The organism is Butyrivibrio sp. LC3010 (assembly GCF_000424385.1).
Taxonomy (GTDB): domain Bacteria; phylum Bacillota; class Clostridia; order Lachnospirales; family Lachnospiraceae; genus Butyrivibrio.
This window is the reverse complement of sequence record NZ_AUJU01000023.1, coordinates 37,568-54,169: the sequence shown is the minus strand read 5'-3', so window position 1 is coordinate 54,169 and position 16,602 is coordinate 37,568. Positions and strand designations below refer to the sequence as shown.

At 38.2% G+C, this 16,602-nt stretch carries 19 protein-coding genes; 2 read left to right on the top strand and 17 right to left on the bottom strand.

The window, feature by feature from the left end; all coding sequences use genetic code 11:
* Positions 1 to 137 precede the first annotated feature (137 nt).
* The 10 genes from G622_RS24760 to G622_RS0114305 all read right to left on the bottom strand — a co-directional run bounded on the left by G622_RS24760 (position 138) and on the right by G622_RS0114305 (position 7,777).
* Positions 138 to 1,028 carry a helix-turn-helix domain-containing protein gene (locus G622_RS24760; RefSeq protein WP_049945883.1) on the bottom strand — a complete coding sequence of 297 codons (891 nt, stop codon included), beginning with the start codon at positions 1,026 to 1,028 and terminating at the stop codon, positions 138 to 140.
* A 109-nt stretch (positions 1,029 to 1,137) separates the two neighbouring features.
* Positions 1,138 to 1,584, bottom strand: coding sequence for a hypothetical protein (locus G622_RS0114345; RefSeq protein WP_026511276.1), 447 nt, complete (start codon positions 1,582 to 1,584; stop codon positions 1,138 to 1,140).
* Between the two features lie 26 nt (positions 1,585 to 1,610).
* A complete protein-coding gene (locus G622_RS0114340; protein ID WP_026511275.1) occupies positions 1,611 to 2,051 on the bottom strand; it encodes a hypothetical protein in 441 nt (146 codons plus the stop codon).
* A gap of 34 nt (positions 2,052 to 2,085) precedes the next feature.
* Entirely contained in the window at positions 2,086 to 2,328 is a 243-nt protein-coding gene (locus G622_RS0114335; protein ID WP_026511274.1) for a hypothetical protein, read from the bottom strand.
* The gene (locus G622_RS0114330) at positions 2,315 to 2,473 is read right to left on the bottom strand and encodes a hypothetical protein (protein ID WP_155831503.1); all 159 of its coding nucleotides are present in this window, start codon (positions 2,471 to 2,473) and stop codon (positions 2,315 to 2,317) included. The genes G622_RS0114335 and G622_RS0114330 overlap by 14 nt, the downstream gene beginning before the upstream one ends.
* Positions 2,474 to 2,618: 145 nt before the next feature.
* Positions 2,619 to 3,137, bottom strand: a complete 519-nt coding sequence (locus tag G622_RS23075) for a hypothetical protein (protein WP_049945882.1) — start codon at positions 3,135 to 3,137, stop codon at positions 2,619 to 2,621.
* Positions 3,138 to 3,178: 41 nt separating this feature from the next.
* Positions 3,179 to 4,654 (bottom strand): S41 family peptidase, encoded by a 1,476-nt coding sequence (locus G622_RS0114320; protein WP_026511272.1) that lies wholly within the window; start codon positions 4,652 to 4,654, stop codon positions 3,179 to 3,181.
* A 24-nt stretch (positions 4,655 to 4,678) separates the two neighbouring features.
* A complete protein-coding gene (locus tag G622_RS0114315; RefSeq protein WP_026511271.1) occupies positions 4,679 to 7,003 on the bottom strand; it encodes an ABC transporter substrate-binding protein in 2,325 nt (774 codons plus the stop codon).
* A gap of 68 nt (positions 7,004 to 7,071) precedes the next feature.
* Positions 7,072 to 7,248, bottom strand: coding sequence for a hypothetical protein (locus tag G622_RS25835; protein ID WP_155831502.1), 177 nt, complete (start codon positions 7,246 to 7,248; stop codon positions 7,072 to 7,074).
* 76 nt (positions 7,249 to 7,324) lie between these two features.
* A complete protein-coding gene (locus G622_RS0114305) occupies positions 7,325 to 7,777 on the bottom strand; it encodes a hypothetical protein (protein WP_026511270.1) in 453 nt (150 codons plus the stop codon).
* 329 nt (positions 7,778 to 8,106) lie between these two features.
* Between G622_RS0114305 and G622_RS0114300 the strand changes: the two genes are divergently transcribed.
* Together G622_RS0114300 and G622_RS0114295 are read left to right on the top strand one after the other, a co-directional pair.
* A complete protein-coding gene (locus G622_RS0114300) occupies positions 8,107 to 8,811 on the top strand; it encodes a response regulator transcription factor (protein WP_026511269.1) in 705 nt (234 codons plus the stop codon).
* On the top strand, positions 8,804 to 10,105 hold the full coding sequence (locus G622_RS0114295; protein ID WP_026511268.1) for a HAMP domain-containing sensor histidine kinase: 1,302 nt from the start codon (positions 8,804 to 8,806) through the stop codon (positions 10,103 to 10,105). The genes G622_RS0114300 and G622_RS0114295 overlap by 8 nt, the downstream gene beginning before the upstream one ends.
* Positions 10,106 to 10,139: 34 nt before the next feature.
* Here the strand turns inward: G622_RS0114295 and G622_RS23070 are convergent, their stop codons facing one another.
* From G622_RS23070 to G622_RS0114260, 7 genes are all read right to left on the bottom strand, one after another.
* Positions 10,140 to 11,948: an ABC transporter ATP-binding protein gene (locus tag G622_RS23070; protein ID WP_049945881.1), complete on the bottom strand. Its 1,809-nt coding sequence runs from the start codon at positions 11,946 to 11,948 to the stop codon at positions 10,140 to 10,142.
* Complete coding sequence (locus G622_RS0114285; RefSeq protein ID WP_026511267.1) at positions 11,941 to 13,830, bottom strand: ABC transporter ATP-binding protein; 1,890 nt, start codon at positions 13,828 to 13,830, stop codon at positions 11,941 to 11,943. Before G622_RS0114285 ends, G622_RS23070 begins: the two co-directional genes overlap by 8 nt.
* Positions 13,831 to 13,857: 27 nt before the next feature.
* The gene (locus G622_RS25830) at positions 13,858 to 14,031 is read right to left on the bottom strand and encodes a hypothetical protein (RefSeq protein ID WP_155831501.1); all 174 of its coding nucleotides are present in this window, start codon (positions 14,029 to 14,031) and stop codon (positions 13,858 to 13,860) included.
* Positions 14,032 to 14,080: 49 nt separating this feature from the next.
* The gene (locus G622_RS0114275; protein WP_196814223.1) at positions 14,081 to 15,202 is read right to left on the bottom strand and encodes a sensor histidine kinase; all 1,122 of its coding nucleotides are present in this window, start codon (positions 15,200 to 15,202) and stop codon (positions 14,081 to 14,083) included.
* Between the two features lie 17 nt (positions 15,203 to 15,219).
* Positions 15,220 to 15,420, bottom strand: a complete 201-nt coding sequence (locus G622_RS26195) for a hypothetical protein (protein ID WP_026511265.1) — start codon at positions 15,418 to 15,420, stop codon at positions 15,220 to 15,222.
* Positions 15,421 to 15,610: 190 nt separating this feature from the next.
* Positions 15,611 to 16,087, bottom strand: a complete 477-nt coding sequence (locus tag G622_RS0114265; RefSeq protein WP_026511264.1) for a GNAT family N-acetyltransferase — start codon at positions 16,085 to 16,087, stop codon at positions 15,611 to 15,613.
* Between the two features lie 7 nt (positions 16,088 to 16,094).
* Positions 16,095 to 16,601: a GNAT family N-acetyltransferase gene (locus G622_RS0114260; RefSeq protein WP_044957754.1), complete on the bottom strand. Its 507-nt coding sequence runs from the start codon at positions 16,599 to 16,601 to the stop codon at positions 16,095 to 16,097.
* Position 16,602 lies beyond the last annotated feature (1 nt).

The following is a 16,602-nucleotide window of genomic DNA, read 5'->3' as shown; positions in this document are numbered from 1 at the left end:
TATAAGTCAATTTATATTACCTTATAGGACAAATAAAAGGCTTTTTAAGCCTTTTATTTGTCCTGTTATGTATAAAATATTATTTTTAGGATAATTATATTTATTATTCCATGCCCAATCATTGTACCGGTTCAAAATCAGTTTTTATCAGCATTTCTTTTATCCAAAACCATTAGAATTACCCCTATTGATATGAGCGCACAATATAATATCGCTGTGTACTTGAAAAAAACATGTATAAATACGTCCCCAGTAGTCAGCTCACTAAGCAGCGCCTCATACACCAGCTCCAGGTTAAGTACTACGAGTGAGGCATATGCAGTAACCGGAAAGCTCACGTCATCCTTTATGCTCCTGAAAATCTCAATTGAAATGATCAGAAGATTCAATAGAAAAACTACAAGAAACTGTTTTTCAATAAATGGCCCAACCTGCACAGGCTCCATACCAAAAGGCATCACACCATGCATGATCTTTAAGATGCACCAGCCAAACATAAGAGAACTATATACTCCGCTTATTAGGGAAGCTGCAAATCTTGCAAGATCTGGCCTGGATAGAATCCTCATTGAGAGCTTCCCTCTCGAAGAAATCATCATAAATATGACCATAGCAGCCATGATAGCAAGGATTAATGGATAAAAATCTGCATAAAGTGGGAAAATCGACGGTCCATGGAATATGCCATATCCTGCCACGATGATAATAACTCCATAAATGGTACAAACAAGTGCCCTAAGAAGTATTCTTACTTTCTGCCTGCGCTGCATTTTTAATGTTTTAAGCAGTTCATTAAGAGCAGCTTCCGTGGTCATTTGATTTTTGCTGCCTACGATTATTTCTTCTATACTGATATCAAGAGCATTTGCAAGATTTTCAATTACACCAACATCAGGAAAACTGTCTCCTTTTTCCCACCTCGAAACAGCCTTATTGGTTACTCCAAGGATATCCCCCAGTTCAGCCTGGGTGTACCCTTTCTTTGTCCTTGCCTCTTTGATTACCTGACCTGTTTTTTGCTTGTCCATAGCAGTCCCTCCAATTTCATTCTCATACGAGCAAGCAAAAACTTCAATCTACTGTAGCGAGAACAGGCTTAAATACTGTGATTTTCTCCATCCGCATTTCACAAGTACTTTATTCAGCCTGATATGTATTCTCAATATCAAGCAGCCACGGAAGTATAAAAATCATTCCTATCTGTACTATAGGATCAGGGAACCCATCTTCAACAAGATCAACTTCCCCTTCCACATATACATTAAAGTCCGGAGCCAGTTCTATTCCTTTCTGCTCCTTATCCATCTCAATTATTCCCCCACATACATGGAAAAAGCCTCCACCAAAAATACTTTTTCCTCCATTCTTTTGGCAAAACCAATATGTTTCGCATACTTTCTTAGGAACTACCCCTATCTTCTCGAAAAATGCAGCGACTTCTTGTGGCATTACATCACAAAATTTTATAAAGTTTCTGCATCCATCACACATACAGTCTATCTCCACGGAATTGTCTGAATAGTAAAATTTCCTGGTTCTTTTTACATCAATATCTACAACTGTCCCATTGAAATCTATAATCATTTTTCTGTCTCTTTAATCTTTTCAAATTAAGCCAAACGGAATTTAATAGGAAGCAAAATCGCAGTAATAATAAATCCATAAAACGGTGGCAATAAAATACAAATTATTCTTCCATCATCAAGTAAGTCTGAGCCAATTCCATACACCAAGAAACAAAGTGCATAAACTATTCCTCCTATTAAACCAGAAATGATCACTCCGGTGATTGCACAATTAACAGCAGACAGGCACTCCTGCTTAGATGAATCACTTCCATCCTTTTTTAAAGCCTTAAAAAACGGACCGACTTTTCCGCTTGCTGCAAGAATCATAAGCGGTATCCCCAACACACATAAAAGAGATGGCAAATCCAAGCTGTGAACAAGTGCTATTAACAACATTTCATCCCAGTAACCATTCATAAAAATTACAAAAATTGCGAACATACATAACCCTACTACAAAAGCTACTACATTTGATTTTTTCATGTGTTCCCTCCCGTATTAAAATTGTAATCAGTACTTACACCGTTTTGATGTTTTGAGAAACCCATTTAAGAATCAGCCTTACAACCAGGCAAACAATAATAAGCAATATGTATTCTACTACTGATGGTAGTATCCCGTATGTATACCACGGGGCAGATAAGACTTCATAATACTCAGGATGCCTATTATACATAAGGATGTTCATGTATATATTCTCAACAAGCATCCCCAACCCAAATACCAATATCACAGTCAAAACGTAATTACTCTTCTTCATTCCATCTCTCCCTTTCGATGACAAAAGATGCCGGATTATCTATACTGAGTTTATCTGTAATATCTATCATTTTCCCATCATCAAACTTGTATACAAGATAAAAACCAGCTTCAGGAATCTCATATCCATCTGAATCTTCCGGCAAAGAGACATATTCCTGATGATGAGTGTCCACGTTATAAATTACTATGGATTGTGCATAAATCTCCTCTGGATCATTCTCTGCGTTATTTGCCTCATACCCAACTCTCTCGTTCTACATTCTTTAATTGAATGGCTATGCTGATTCTTTATTCATAGTAATGGAGTCTTCCCATACCTATTGTAGCCCAATGTCTGGCAAGTTCGAGCTCTGAATCAACATAGTCCTGATCATATTCTCCGTCTGCCTTCATTTCTTCAATATCTCTCTGAACCCCCTCTGGAGTTGACTCTCTGGAAATACCAATGCTTATTTCATTAAAGTTATATGCATATCCATTTTCATCATAATCAATTCTGTCATTGTTATGGGATTTCAAAACCTCAACCAAGTCATCAGCGTCGCTATCAAAAGCAGCCATACCATAAATATATGGTTTTATGCATCCATTTTTTCCACCCAGAAATTCTATGAACTGAACTTTGTCACTTTCATCAAAATCGATAGCAAGATCACTATCAAAATAATAATAGCGGTTCTCCCATATATCTGCATTTCCAAGAAGGCTGACGACTTCGCTTTTACTCATCCCCAGCAAAATCTTCTTATCATCCAAAATGATTCCCTCAAGTGAATTTATTATTGCCTTAATTTTGTGTTTTCTCATACCCAATCCTCTCCAATATATTTCTCGTATATCTCATATAATCATTTATTTCGTATCTCCTCGAGACACCGGTCAAGCGGTGTCTCATCCTTGATACACATGATATCCGGATTTGTCCCGGCTACTGCATTTATGCTGCCATCAGGATTTTCTCCAACATTTCCTGAAAATCGTATTAGTAATCCTGAATCAGGAAGTAGGAGCATCACCGGTGTCGGTCCCAAGCCATCACCTGAGGTTTTTGTTCCTACTAATGTCGCCCATCCGGTAGCTTTACAAAAGCAAACAAATTTCTCCGAAGCTGAATACACTCTGTTGCTTATCAGAACCCATTTCTTTATGTCCCTATCAATTATCTCTCCATCAAAGTCTTCCTCTGAAAGAGTCCATGTATTCGTATAATATCGGTCAAGCCCCAACTCTGAAGCCCATTCCGGTGCGTCTGAAAGTTCAGAAACAGGTTTTGATTCAGAATCCGCATAATACTTATTGATTAATGGCGTAGACTTAAAAAAAGACCGATATCCAAACTCATATGTACCACCAAAAGGTGCAACAAGATTTTCCATCCAGTATCCATCACTTCCGCCACCATTTAATGTAATATCGAAAATTATATTCTCTGCATCAGGATATTTTTCCAACCCTTCATAAACTATGTTACTATCCCTGTCCACCAATTCGTAGTGAAAAGATGGAATTTTAATATACAATGCCTTACAATCAGCGATATATTGCATAAAGACATCCGGAAACTGCTCCTGAGTATCCTGCACAAATTGTTCTGATGACTCCAGTATTTTATAACGTTTTGAAAGTTTTGGATCTGTGACTATCTCGTAATATGTCCTCTCAGTTTCTCTGTAATAATCATCATTTACAAATATGTTATATAAAGATGCATAATCCTCGGGTGAAGCGATATTCAGATGTGCAAAGTTTTGTAGTTCAGCTAACATGTTTTGTAACATGCCGTAGAAGTCATCTTCTTTTGTAATATCCTTGGTTTTCTCAGCATATCTGTCGTATATTTCATCAACATCTATGCCTTTATCTTCAAGACATGGCAGGTAAGGATAACTGTTTCGAAGCTCATCCCACAGTACCTCATAATCGCTCATATATGGAGCTTCACCTTTGTCCTGGCCAAAGGTAATGCTAACATCGTTACCGCATAGCACCTTAATCTGCTTTATTAAATTGTCTTTATCATCTTCAGATACCCCGTATGCCCCGGTATCAATAGTAACTTCTTGCACCACTAAATCATCAGATACAACAGTTTCAACCTCTGCATCATCTATGTTTAGCTGTTCCGCTATTACATCTGATAACTGTTTTTCTATATATTTCCCATATTCATCTGCTGTAACCGGTGTAGCATCTGTTAATGATTCTATATCCTCAGGATCTTCAGTTACATTTTGCTCTGATGAACTATTTCCGCATCCACTCAGTAAAAGCATGATGAATACTGCCCCAATGGTGATTCTCCTAGGCCAAAAGCTCTTTACCATACCTTTTCCCCTACTTTACGACCATCATCTATTCTCACTAAGGTAAATGCTAACCCTGCTCTGGATGATATCGGCTACTTCTTCCGCCGATTTCTGGTTCTCATAGTAAGCCCCGGCTTCTTCGGTTATTATGTTTTCAATCTGGATTTCATTAGTTGATACATCCGTCACCGATGAAATGAAATCTATCACGGTTTCTGTTTCTTCCTTAGAGAGTTCATCGAGCTGGTATTCCTCATTTCCTATCCCAAGGATATCACCCGTATATACTTCTTCGCCCTTTGAATTAGTATAGTAAGGTCTTTCCTGCGCTTTAGCCGCCATCGCTTCAAGAGCACTTTTCTTTATTGGAAAATCCCTTTGTAATTTATTTCGATAATCATAGTCATAAAAAGACTTCATGAATTCCCAGGCAGCGTCTTTATATTTACAGTTGTGGTTCATTGCTATCTGCATTCCCATGGAGAGGAAGGATTTTCCTCCATCATTTGTTGGATAACCATTAAACTCTACATCCGTGCCAAAGTATCCATCAAGCAGCAGCTTATAGTCCTGAAAAGATGCCAGGGTATAATCCAAAAGAAGAGCTTTATTTTGCCTGAAGTATGTTTCGTATTCTTCCCACTCATCGTTATCTTCATCATCTTCTGTTTCTTCCGGAAACTGATTAATGAATTTCAGAAGATTAACAAAGCCCTCTGAATCAAAACTGCAGGTTCCATTTTCATAATTAATAAAAGTGCTTCCTGTGGTTTCGTAGAAGTCCGTGGCTGCATCTCTTGTCATATAGCCCATTCCGACAACAGGATCAATACCATTTGCTTCGCATATTTCTTTATAATTCTCCAGTGTGACCTTCTGATTTCCAAGCTTATCTTTAGCTGCAACACAGGTATTCACATAAAAAGACGGAACAACAGTATACAGTTCTCCATTTACTCTTGTGGCATCGACCACATTGGGTAAAAGATCAGAGATGCTAATATCAGGATCATTTTCAAAATATGAATCAAGAGGCTCAAACACACCTTTCTTCGCATAATTCTGAAGAGCTGCAGAATGGTAAACCACCATAATATCCGGGCCTTGCCCCTGAACCAGTTCCAGACCAATCTTATCTACACATTCAAAATATCCTGATAAATCAGTCCCCCCACTTTCATTAGCATAATCAATCAGTTTAATCCTGTATTTTTCGCTATTCTTATTGAATTTAGATACCCGCTTTCTGACCTCATCAGAAATGAAAATGGTTCCAACTGTGATAATCTCTTTTTCCGTAATTTCTGATGGATTGATTTTTGTCAAACTTGCAAGCTCAGATCCTTCATCGGGCATTTCATTTATTACAAAGATTTTTCCGTTTTCATCATCCCCGATATATGTCAGGTAATTTATTACTATATCCGATGACTCAAAGTCACAGACAAGCGTCATCTGCTCGTCCCCAAGATTAAAGACCTTTATTCCGGAGCGCTCTTCAACATAAAAATCGAAGGCTTTTCCTGGATAGATTCTATTCCCATTCTGAGCATCGTTTGGAATAGAAACCTCTTCATCAAAATCCATCGTATCCGGGTTGAATTTTTTAATAATAAGACCATTTTCATTGTAGGAATTGTCATATAGATATACGTTGCCATCTCGCAGCGTATATAGATTTCCGAAGTAGTAATCATCAGAAGAATCATCATTTCCCCCTATGATTTCTTCTCCTTCATCGGTGTTTTCATCATAAAATGAAGATGCGCCTCTACTATAGGTCAGGATTCCCCTACCCTTAACATAGGCCATGCTCCCTACTGTCTTCTTAGAGTCTGTCTCTGTAAGCGGTTTTTCCCAAATAATATCCCCTTCTGCTGAAAGTTTTACAATAGTAGAAGTAGTGTTGTCAGCACGAAATTTTTCCGAGTAGGCAATCTCTTCCTCATTTTCATAAGCTTCCAGCCAATCATCGGTGTAAACTGTCTTTATCAGATACAGATTTTCGTCTTCGTCAGCTGTCATCTCACTGTATGCGATGTTATAGGCAGATTGAAGCGGAAGCTCAGTAACAACTCCGGAAGCATAATCAACCTTCATTATCTCCGGAGCAGCTTCGCTCCCTTCGTAGTAGCCTATCAGTGTGAAAAAACTGTCCTCTGTGCTGCAACTGCTAATGCAGTAACTACTATCCTTTATAGGTAAGTCGATGTCCTCCCACCGATATACATGATCCTTGTCAATCGCAGGTTCAGAATCAGCGTTTTCCTGCAGAGCAACATTTTCCTTATTTCCACATGCACCAAGGATAGTCATGGTACATATCATGCCCATAGCTAATACACTTGTCCCAAAACTCTTTTTCATAGTCCCCTTTTCTCCCATTTTGAAATCCTTATCTCAATCTCGTTATGTAATGCCATAAGTATCGACTTTTAAAAACAGTAAACCCATCCACAGCTTTTAATGTCATCAAATGTAACTTCTTTATTTAAACCAGAACCATTAGTTAACGGCTCTGGTTTGGAAGACATCTCCCCAAATGACACTACTGTTATAGTAATTGCCACAACTACCCCCAAGCAGATTCCTACCAGCTTTTTTGTATGCATATTATTCCCTCCGCTGATCTTTAGAATGAACAACTAACTTTCTACACAAGACTGTACTAATCAGGAAATGTCATTATTAAAACCATGCTTCGTAATAATACCAGCCGTTACCAATTTTCTTAGTTATTCCGCCATTATCACCTTCGTCATGCCACTTCCAGTAGCCATTTTCTGCTTCCAAATTGACCTCAACATTCTGAAAAGCTTGTGGCTGATCTGAAGGAGAATAATAAAAGCCATAATACTTGGAAGCAGGAACTATTCCTTTTCCTGTATACGTAAATTGAACAATTTCTTCACTCTCTGAATTTCTGAAAACCCCATCCATTTTAGCCTTTTTGAATGTTTTTTTAGACAAATCCCCATCAATCATGTTCTGAGCTATATCTGTAAGTTGAGGTTCGTTCTCTTTTACAAAGGCTACTATCTGTTTTTCTCTAGATGGTCTTGTACATGTAAAAATCATAAATGCCGCGATGATGCCGATTAAAACTGCCATAAACCTAACTTTTGCAAATATATTTTTCATGTAAATCCTCCTGGCAAAGTTTTCCCTTCTCAAGTATCTTTAATCCCCTCATTTATATAACGCGTGAGCATCCTATTTCGGGACACAAAATCTGCTTATTTTAAGATTTTCTTCTGCCATATAATCCCCAAATAAGAATAGAACACCCCATCGTTCCTACAATAGCTCTCCATATCAAACCGGGGATTCCAAATAATGGTGGGAATGGAGATCCTTGCTAAATTCATATTATCATCTATTTTTTCAGATAAATCTTAATAATTCTTAAGTTTTCCAAAGTCGTATAAAATCTATGTTATAGTAAAGAAAAACCATAATAAGGACACGTTATGAGCTCACAGACCATACTGATAATTGAAGACGATGAAAGCATAAGAGATAGTGTGGAAATTCTTCTTGGAAGTGAAGGTTTTTCGGTATTAAAAGCCGCTTCCGGCGAACAAGGTCTTTCTATGCTAACTGATAATACAGATCTTGTAATTCTTGACATAATGCTTCCCGGAATGTCAGGTTATCAGGTTTGCGAAGAAATCCGTAAAATTTCTGTTGTCCCTATCCTATTTCTAACTGCCAGATCTGCTGAAGAAGATAAGGTTCTTGGGTTCTCTCTCGGTGGAGATGACTATCTTGTAAAACCATTTTCATATGTTGAATTATCTTCAAGAATACACGCTATGCTAAGAAGACATAAGGAATACGACTCATCAGCATCTCGCATTAGTACCTGCAGTGAAGAATGGCTTGATCACAATGGTATAAAAATAAACACATGCAAAAACGAGGTGTTCATTGATGGAAATGAAGTATCGCTCACAGAAACTGAATACCAGATTTTACTACTTCTGATCAGCACTTCGGACAAAATCTTTTCAGCACAGGAATTATACGAAGCAGTATGGAATGAAACATATCTCCAGGATTCATCAAATACTGTAATGGTTCATATAAGGAAACTACGAACAAAAATAGAAAAAAATCCACAGGAACCGCGCAGAGTCTTAACTATTTGGGGAAAGGGTTACAAAATTGGCTAAAACTAAGACACGAAGCATTACACAGAAAATAATGATATTGTTTGCTCTAAGCATGGCAGCTTCGCTTACATTATTTTTTATACTCTTCTCCACAACAAATTATATTCTGGATGACATATTTCAAAACTCCAATTTTCGAAAAGACATATCTGACCCTCTGGTAAGCCGGTTTCAATACTACGTAACAGAAAAAAATTTAAAGGCGACAGAAACTTTTGCAATCCGTGACTGGGCCGAGGAAAACAAGGTCGACTATTTTACTATATCCAGAGAAAACCTTCTTCTTTATGACAATGCGTATATGGGCAAGATTCCTCTTGATGATACAGAATCCGAACAACTAAATTACACCAGACTATATATGAGCAATGTTAGATTTGCCGATGGTGATGCGGATGTTTTCATCTACAAGAATGTTGAACGGAAATACTATTTCACAGCATATGCAATATCTGCCCTACTAAGCGGATGTGCTGGTTTTGTAATAGTTCTGTTTGGAATACAAAAGGAAGTACTTTATATCGTAGAACTTGGAAATGAAGTAAACAAAATGAATTCCGGACTCGAAAATGCCTCATTCCGTGTCATGGGTGATGATGAGATTTCAAGTCTCGCCGGTGCTATAGAGCACATGCGTACTGATCTAATAGAAAAACAAGAAAATGAGCTTAAGATGAAAAAGGCACAGGATAATCTTGTTCTTGGCATGGCCCACGATCTCAGGACGCCTCTGACAAGCCTTATGGCTTACATCGAAATAGTCAAACGACAGGATAACCTGGAAAATGTATCTGGTTATTCCGATAAAGCATTACAAAAGGCTTTTGAGATAAAGAATCTGTCAGATCAGTTGTTTGACTTTTTCCTGATTAATTCCGGAGAGAAAGACAAATTTGAAGTAGTTACGGTAGAATATGCATTTAGCGATTATCTTTCAGAACTATGTAATTATCTGGGTACGCAAGGATTTTCTGTAGAAGTGCAGGAACTATCATGGCCAAATCAGAACGTATCCGTATCTTTTGATTACATTGGCAGAATTATGAATAACATCCAGTCAAACATAGTTAAGTATGCGGATAAAACAAAGCCTGTATATCTTGATACCAAATGTGATGGGAAAACTTTCTGTATCTCTGTTGAAAATACAGTTTCTGCCAATGCAAATAAAAACTCAAGTAACGGAATTGGACTAAAAAATATCAACTTAATGATGAAAAAAATGAATGGGGATTGCGTTATACATACAACCAAATCCATTTTCATAATTGAGTTGATTATAAATATGCTATGAACTTCATCTCCAAAAGGTCCTGTAGACAGTTCTCTTATGCACTCACATCCCTATAGTATTTCGCTTGCGCCTCAAACATGGTGGCATATATACCCTCTCGCATTTTTATGAGCTCATCATGTGTGCCGTACTCTGCAATATGTCCATCAGAGAAAACTGCTATTCTGTCACAGAACTTGCAGCTTGATAATCTGTGCGAAATATAAAAAGCGGTTTTACCACCCACAAGGGTGTGGAACTGTTTGTAAACCTCGTATTCAGCCAATGGATCAAGGGCAGAGGTAGGCTCATCCAGGATAACTACAGGGCTATTCTTATATAAAGCCCTTGCAATTGCAATCTTTTGCTGTTCTCCTCCGGAAGGTTCTATTCCCTTTTCATCAAAATACTTGAATAAATTAGTCTTTGCGCCTTTTTCAAGCTCATCAATTCTATCCCTTAGTCCTACAAGGTCAATATACTCATCAACCTTGCCCTCATCAAGGCTATCAAACGCTATATTCTCGTCTATAGGAAAAGAAAAAAGCTTAAAATCCTGAAATACCGGCGCAAACTGCTTCATATACTGCCTGTAATCGTAGTCCCTTATATCTATTCCATCAACCAGAATCTGACCTTCCGTGGGATCATAAAGCCTGCAAAGCAGCTTAATAAATGTGGTTTTGCCGGCGCCATTTAGACCCACAATAGACAAATGCTCACCGGGTCTAATCTTAATACTGATATCATCAAGGATCTTTTTATCAGTTCCCGGATAGGAAAAAGAAACATGCCTGAATTCGATTTCATGGGGCTTTTTAGAAACCTCTTTTTCTCCCTTGGGAAGAGCCTCAGGATATTCCATAAATAAAACATACTCATAGGCATAGTTGCAATCCTTGATAAGTTCCGTCACATTGTAAACAAGTCCGCTCAAAGTTCCGTTGAGAGCTGCTTCTGTGCTGATTAGCTGCACTAAGGTTCCAATACCATAGACTCCCTTTATAGCCAAAAGAGCTACATAAAAGTATGCTGCAGCACCTTTTATAGCAGATATTACATTAACACCAATACTATATGGAAGCTGGGTTACTGCCTGCCATCTCCAGTGCTTATTGCTCTTATCTGTATTATTTTTCCAGCAGTCCAGCATAAGGTTCTGAGCATCATAAAGACGAATATCCTTGCCAAATCTTGGATCTACTATTTCCCAGCCAAACAGCCTATTTACCTTGGATAGTTTTCCAAAAGCTTCAATTTCTATCTTATTCTGCTTGGAAACCACATATAGATTTACCAGCGAGTATATAGCCAAAAGAAGAAGCAGGAGCGGTGCATGAAGAGCTATAACAACCACAAATCCAATGGCTCTGACTATGTTGGTAATGAACATAAAAAGGATTTCAGAAATGCCATAAACTCCCCCTGAGTACCAGCTCATTCCTGTTCTTGCTTTTTCAATCTGATCCAGAGCCTCTTTATCCTCTGTGAGCTGATAATCCAGTTCCATGGAATGTTTCCCCATGAGTATTGAAAAATAGTCATCAAGTCTTTGCTGGTATTTACTCAGTACAGTATTACTGCGGCTGGTAACCATTGAAATAACGAATTCACCTATAATAAGACTTGCTGCCAGAATAACCAGTTTGCTTAAATTTCTATCACCTACTATCTCATCAACTATTAGAGGCGAAATTATAATTGCCACAAAGGGTTGGAGAATCTGTGAAACTGCCTTTATGCTCTCCCACACGAAGAATCCCGGGTATTTTTTATATGTTGTCGAAAATAAAAGAGCTACAACTTTTCGTATCTTATGGAGAGCAGAAACATTTTCTTTACTGTCTTTGTTTAAGTTAGCCAACCTTCTCTACCTCCTGTTGCATTTCCTCACCTTCCTCATTATCACGGTAATACTGAGCCTGTACATTAAACATATCTGCGTATTTTCCATTCTTCTCCATAAGCTCATCGTGACTTCCAAGTTCCACCATGCTTCCATTCTCAAACATAACTACTTTGTCACAAAATCTGGTAGAAGCAAGTCTGTGTGAGATATAAACTGCACTCTTTTCTCCGATCATTTCATCAAACTGCTCATAGAGCCTTTGCTCAGCAATGGCATCAAGGGCAGATGTAGGCTCATCCAGGACAACTATCTTAGAGCCTTTATACAGAGCTCTTGCCAGAGCCAGCTTTTGTTTTTCGCCACCGGATAAATCGATACCATCTTCTTCTACAACATTTGTAAGCGGTGTATCAATTCCTTTTATGAGTGAATTTAACTTTTCTTCAAGGCCGGCGGAAATTGCACACTCTTTTACCCTATCTCTATTAAGCTCCTCCCTGCTATACATGGCGATATTCTCAGACATAAGGAATGCGAATATCTCAACATTCTGAAATACCGGAGCAAATAGTCTGTAATAATCTTCTCTCCTGTATTTTCTGATATCTGTACCATTGATGGTAATAACACCTTCTGTGGGATCATAGAGTCTTAAGAGGAGCTTTATCATTGTAGTCTTCCCTGCGCCATTTAGTCCTACCACAGCAAGTTTTTCTCCCGGATGAATCTTCAGATTAAGATCCTTAAGAGCATAGGTTTCTGCCTTGGCATACTTGTAGGATACGTTCTTAAATTCAATTTCGTAGGTGTCTGACTTCGGAATCTCTATGCAGTCTTTTTCATCGTCATCTATATCAAGCTCAATAAAGGATCTGAAATCATCAGTTTCCAGTGATGCCTTCTTATAATCTCCAAAGCGCTGCAGGAGATTTAAAAGTGCCTGAGAAAAAGCCATTGATAGAGACAAAAACAATGTGAAATTTCCTACAGACAAGTCTTTTGTAAATACAGCAAAAAACAGTACCGCATATATCAGCGCCTTGATCACAACATTCGCTATCTGTGTAACAAAAGAGTTTTTGAACCAAAGCTCATGATGAAGGTCCATTTTTTCCTCTTTATCAAGGTATGTTTCCTCCTGCTTTTTTGAAAGGAACTCAGAGAGATTAAAGAGCCTGATCTCCTTGGCATGGTCACAGTACTGGGTTACTCTCTCCATATAATCAGTTTTTCTCCATGAACCTGAGAGCTTATCCCAAACCTCCTTTTTGTCCTTCTCAACTATTTTCCTATAATACAAAAACTGAATAACGCATAGGACTATCAGCGCCAGAATTAGTCTGAAGTCCAAAACCATAACTGCCACAAATGTGACCACTACGGTAAAAAGACTGGTAAGAAGCTGCTGCATATAACGCATCATACCCTCAACGCCGTTCATGTTGCCACCTGTCGCCTGGGCTGCACGCTCTGCAACATCAAGGACATCCGGTCTTTCAATAAGTTCATATTTAAGTGAAAGAACTCTTGCTATTCTCTCGGTGATCATATGCATGCGTACATATATAAATCTGTACCAGACAAGACAATCCGATAAAACGCTTCCTATATTGAGAAGACATGCGATAAATCCTGCGGCAAAGATCAGCTTAACAAGTCTTTCCATAGCCTCTTTTTCCGGAAGTCCCATCTGAATAATATCAATTACATATTTACTAAAAATCCCCCAAAAATAAGAAAGAACAGATGAGCAAATCATCCCAAGCAGTACAAGAGCTACTACATCCGGCTTGTACTTAAGCATCTTACCTATGATATATCTGGTGTTACTCCATATCCCAAACTCCTTGTGTAATGGATTATCTTTACTTTCTTTGTATTCATCCTCAAGCCACATGGCTACTTCCTCCCGTTTCTACACTTTCTACTTTTCTGACTTTCTTCTGCCATATAAGCCGGAACCCCAAATAACACACCCCAGTATTCCTATAATAGCCCTCCATACCAATCCGGGTATCCCCAATAGTGGTGGGAATGGACATAAAAGAACAAATATAATAATCCATATTCCAACAATACAAAAAATCAAATTTTTCATATATCCCCTCCATAGCTTTTTAATATCTATCTCTTCATAATGATTCCTCTCACTCCATCGGAATCATTCCCTCAGCAACAAACATGTTCTCTTCTACTGATATCTCAAGTGTTCCATTTTGCTCATTCACCAGATCCTGAACGCTTCTTAGTCCAATCCCATGACTGTCTTTGCTCTTTCTACCATGAATACGCCCATTATCGATATTTACTATTCCGCTAAATGTATTCTTGATCTGCAAAAACAGCATTCCCCCTGAATATTTCATAGTCAGGAAGAGCTTTTTATCTTCTGCTTTTGACGCAGCATCTATCGCATTTTCCAGAAGATTTCCAACAACTACATTAAGCTTGCATCTGGATACATCCATGTCCTCCGGAATCTTTATATCGCAGGTAACTTCTATTTGATGGTTCCTGGCATTATCAAGTAGATAGTTGATAAGACTGTCGGTTTCATACTCACCGGTATGTACCAGTTGTTTTGAATCAGCAAATGTCCCTCTTAATTCCTCTATATAGGAACAGATCTTTTCATCTTCACCCTGCTTTGCCAAGCCTTCTATTTCAAACAGATGATGGCGGAGATCATGCCTGAAATTCTCTTCTTTTCTGTTTGAAATGCGCATCAGCTCCATCTCATGCCTGTAAGCTTCAACCTCTCGTTCAAGGTATATTTTCCTCATCTTGTCTCCGAGATTAATAGCCAGTCTGTTGTACAATACGATGGACAGCGCTGATATTCCGACAACACATATACAGGCAATCAATCTGTAAATTCCGGATTCCATAGCAGTTACACAGTATAAGATCACCGCCGCCATAACCGGGAATCCTGATAGGACAATCATCTCTTTTCCGACTACATCCCAGGTCTTTTCCTTGCGGATTGTAACCCCCAGGATTCTTTCCAATATAAGCAGGAAGATTACCGTAAATGGCTGACTGTAGAAATAATCAGAGCTACTCAAAAAAGGTGTAGTTATTGCATAGGCCAGCATATCGCAGGCAGCTCCTAATACAGCAATTATCATGCTTACCAGTATTATCTTTAGCAGACTGCCCTTATATACACTTGCTATTAGTATCATCAGCAGAATGTTTACAATGAGATTTATGGCCGGCATATGTAAAAGTTCATTAACAGCAATAGTACCCACGAACCAGCTCAAAGAAAATACTTCTCTTTTCACTCTGTTATCTGAATCAAACAGGAGAAAATCCCCCATGCCGCTCCGCATCTGATATTTTCTATAAGTGATTCGCCTGTATAAAAAATCTCTGTGTCGAAGTTCACACCAATCTGATGCGAATTGTTTACCAGAATGTCTTTTATTTCCTGGCATGTAAGTGATTCGTCATCACATATTGCTATCCTGTAAGTATTCATTACCTCTCCCTTAGGTCAAATGTACTCTCATATGCACAAAGAAATTATAGCATCCATATACGCTTGAAAATGGTAATTGTAATAATTAACGCCCAGATTGTAATAATTTACATCTGCACTATGAAATAAGATTTCGCATGTGAAAGAAAAATAAGGTACCGCTAAAACACCGGTACCCATCATCATATAACTATTTAACCATTCTTATTTCTGTAGCACCAAGACTCTTAATCTCTTTTTGTGTCCCATCCTCTTTAAAACCATATTTCTTATAAAAGCTGATAGCTCGAGGATTGTCCTTAAGTACCCACAGCTCTTTTGTATGATAGTCTTTCAGGTGTTCAAGACCTACATCCATGAGTTTCTTAGAAACTCCGGTGCCATAATAATCTGATAAAACATAGATAGCGTTAATTTCTCCAACTCCCGGAGCATCTTTGCCTTTTCCAAAGTAGCAGACAAATCCAACAACCTTATCCCCATCCAAAGCAACATATGTATTCTCAGGCCACTGAAAAGCCCATTCCTCACACTTCTCCAGCGTGAGCTTGTTCAAATAGTCTTTGCTTACAATATTTTCATAGGACTCGTGCCAGGATTTCCAATGCACATATGCTTTACCCTTTTTCTCACTGTCTGTTTCCATCGCTTTTATTATGATTCCCATGCCATAATCACCCTTTCACAATTCTTAATTCTTTAACCTGTTGCGATATTCTGACATTACCTCCACGGATAAGCTGCTCCCCAACTTCAGTAAATCCCATCTTTGCGTGAAAAGACAGACTCTCTTTGTTATAAGGAACAGTAGTAATCGCAGCAGCCACTATCTCTATGTCATTTTCTTTAACATAATCAAATGCATATTGATATAACTTACGTCCTATACCCTTTTTCCAGTATTCTTTATCTACAACAATTCTGTCTATATAAAGGAATTTGGAATACCGCTCTTTAAACCATCTATAACTCTTGAAATCATAGTCCTCAAGACCTTCTCGTAAGGCAATGATAAAGCCGGCAGGATTCTCATCTACATAGATAACATGAAAGAGCACTGCTTTTTCTGCAAGGTATTCCAGTTCTCCTCTGTCCGTAGGTATCAGGGCATCGACATTTTCTTCATTTAGTTTAAGAACATAGTCATAATCCTTAGGTTCTATGCGTGTAATATTTTCCATA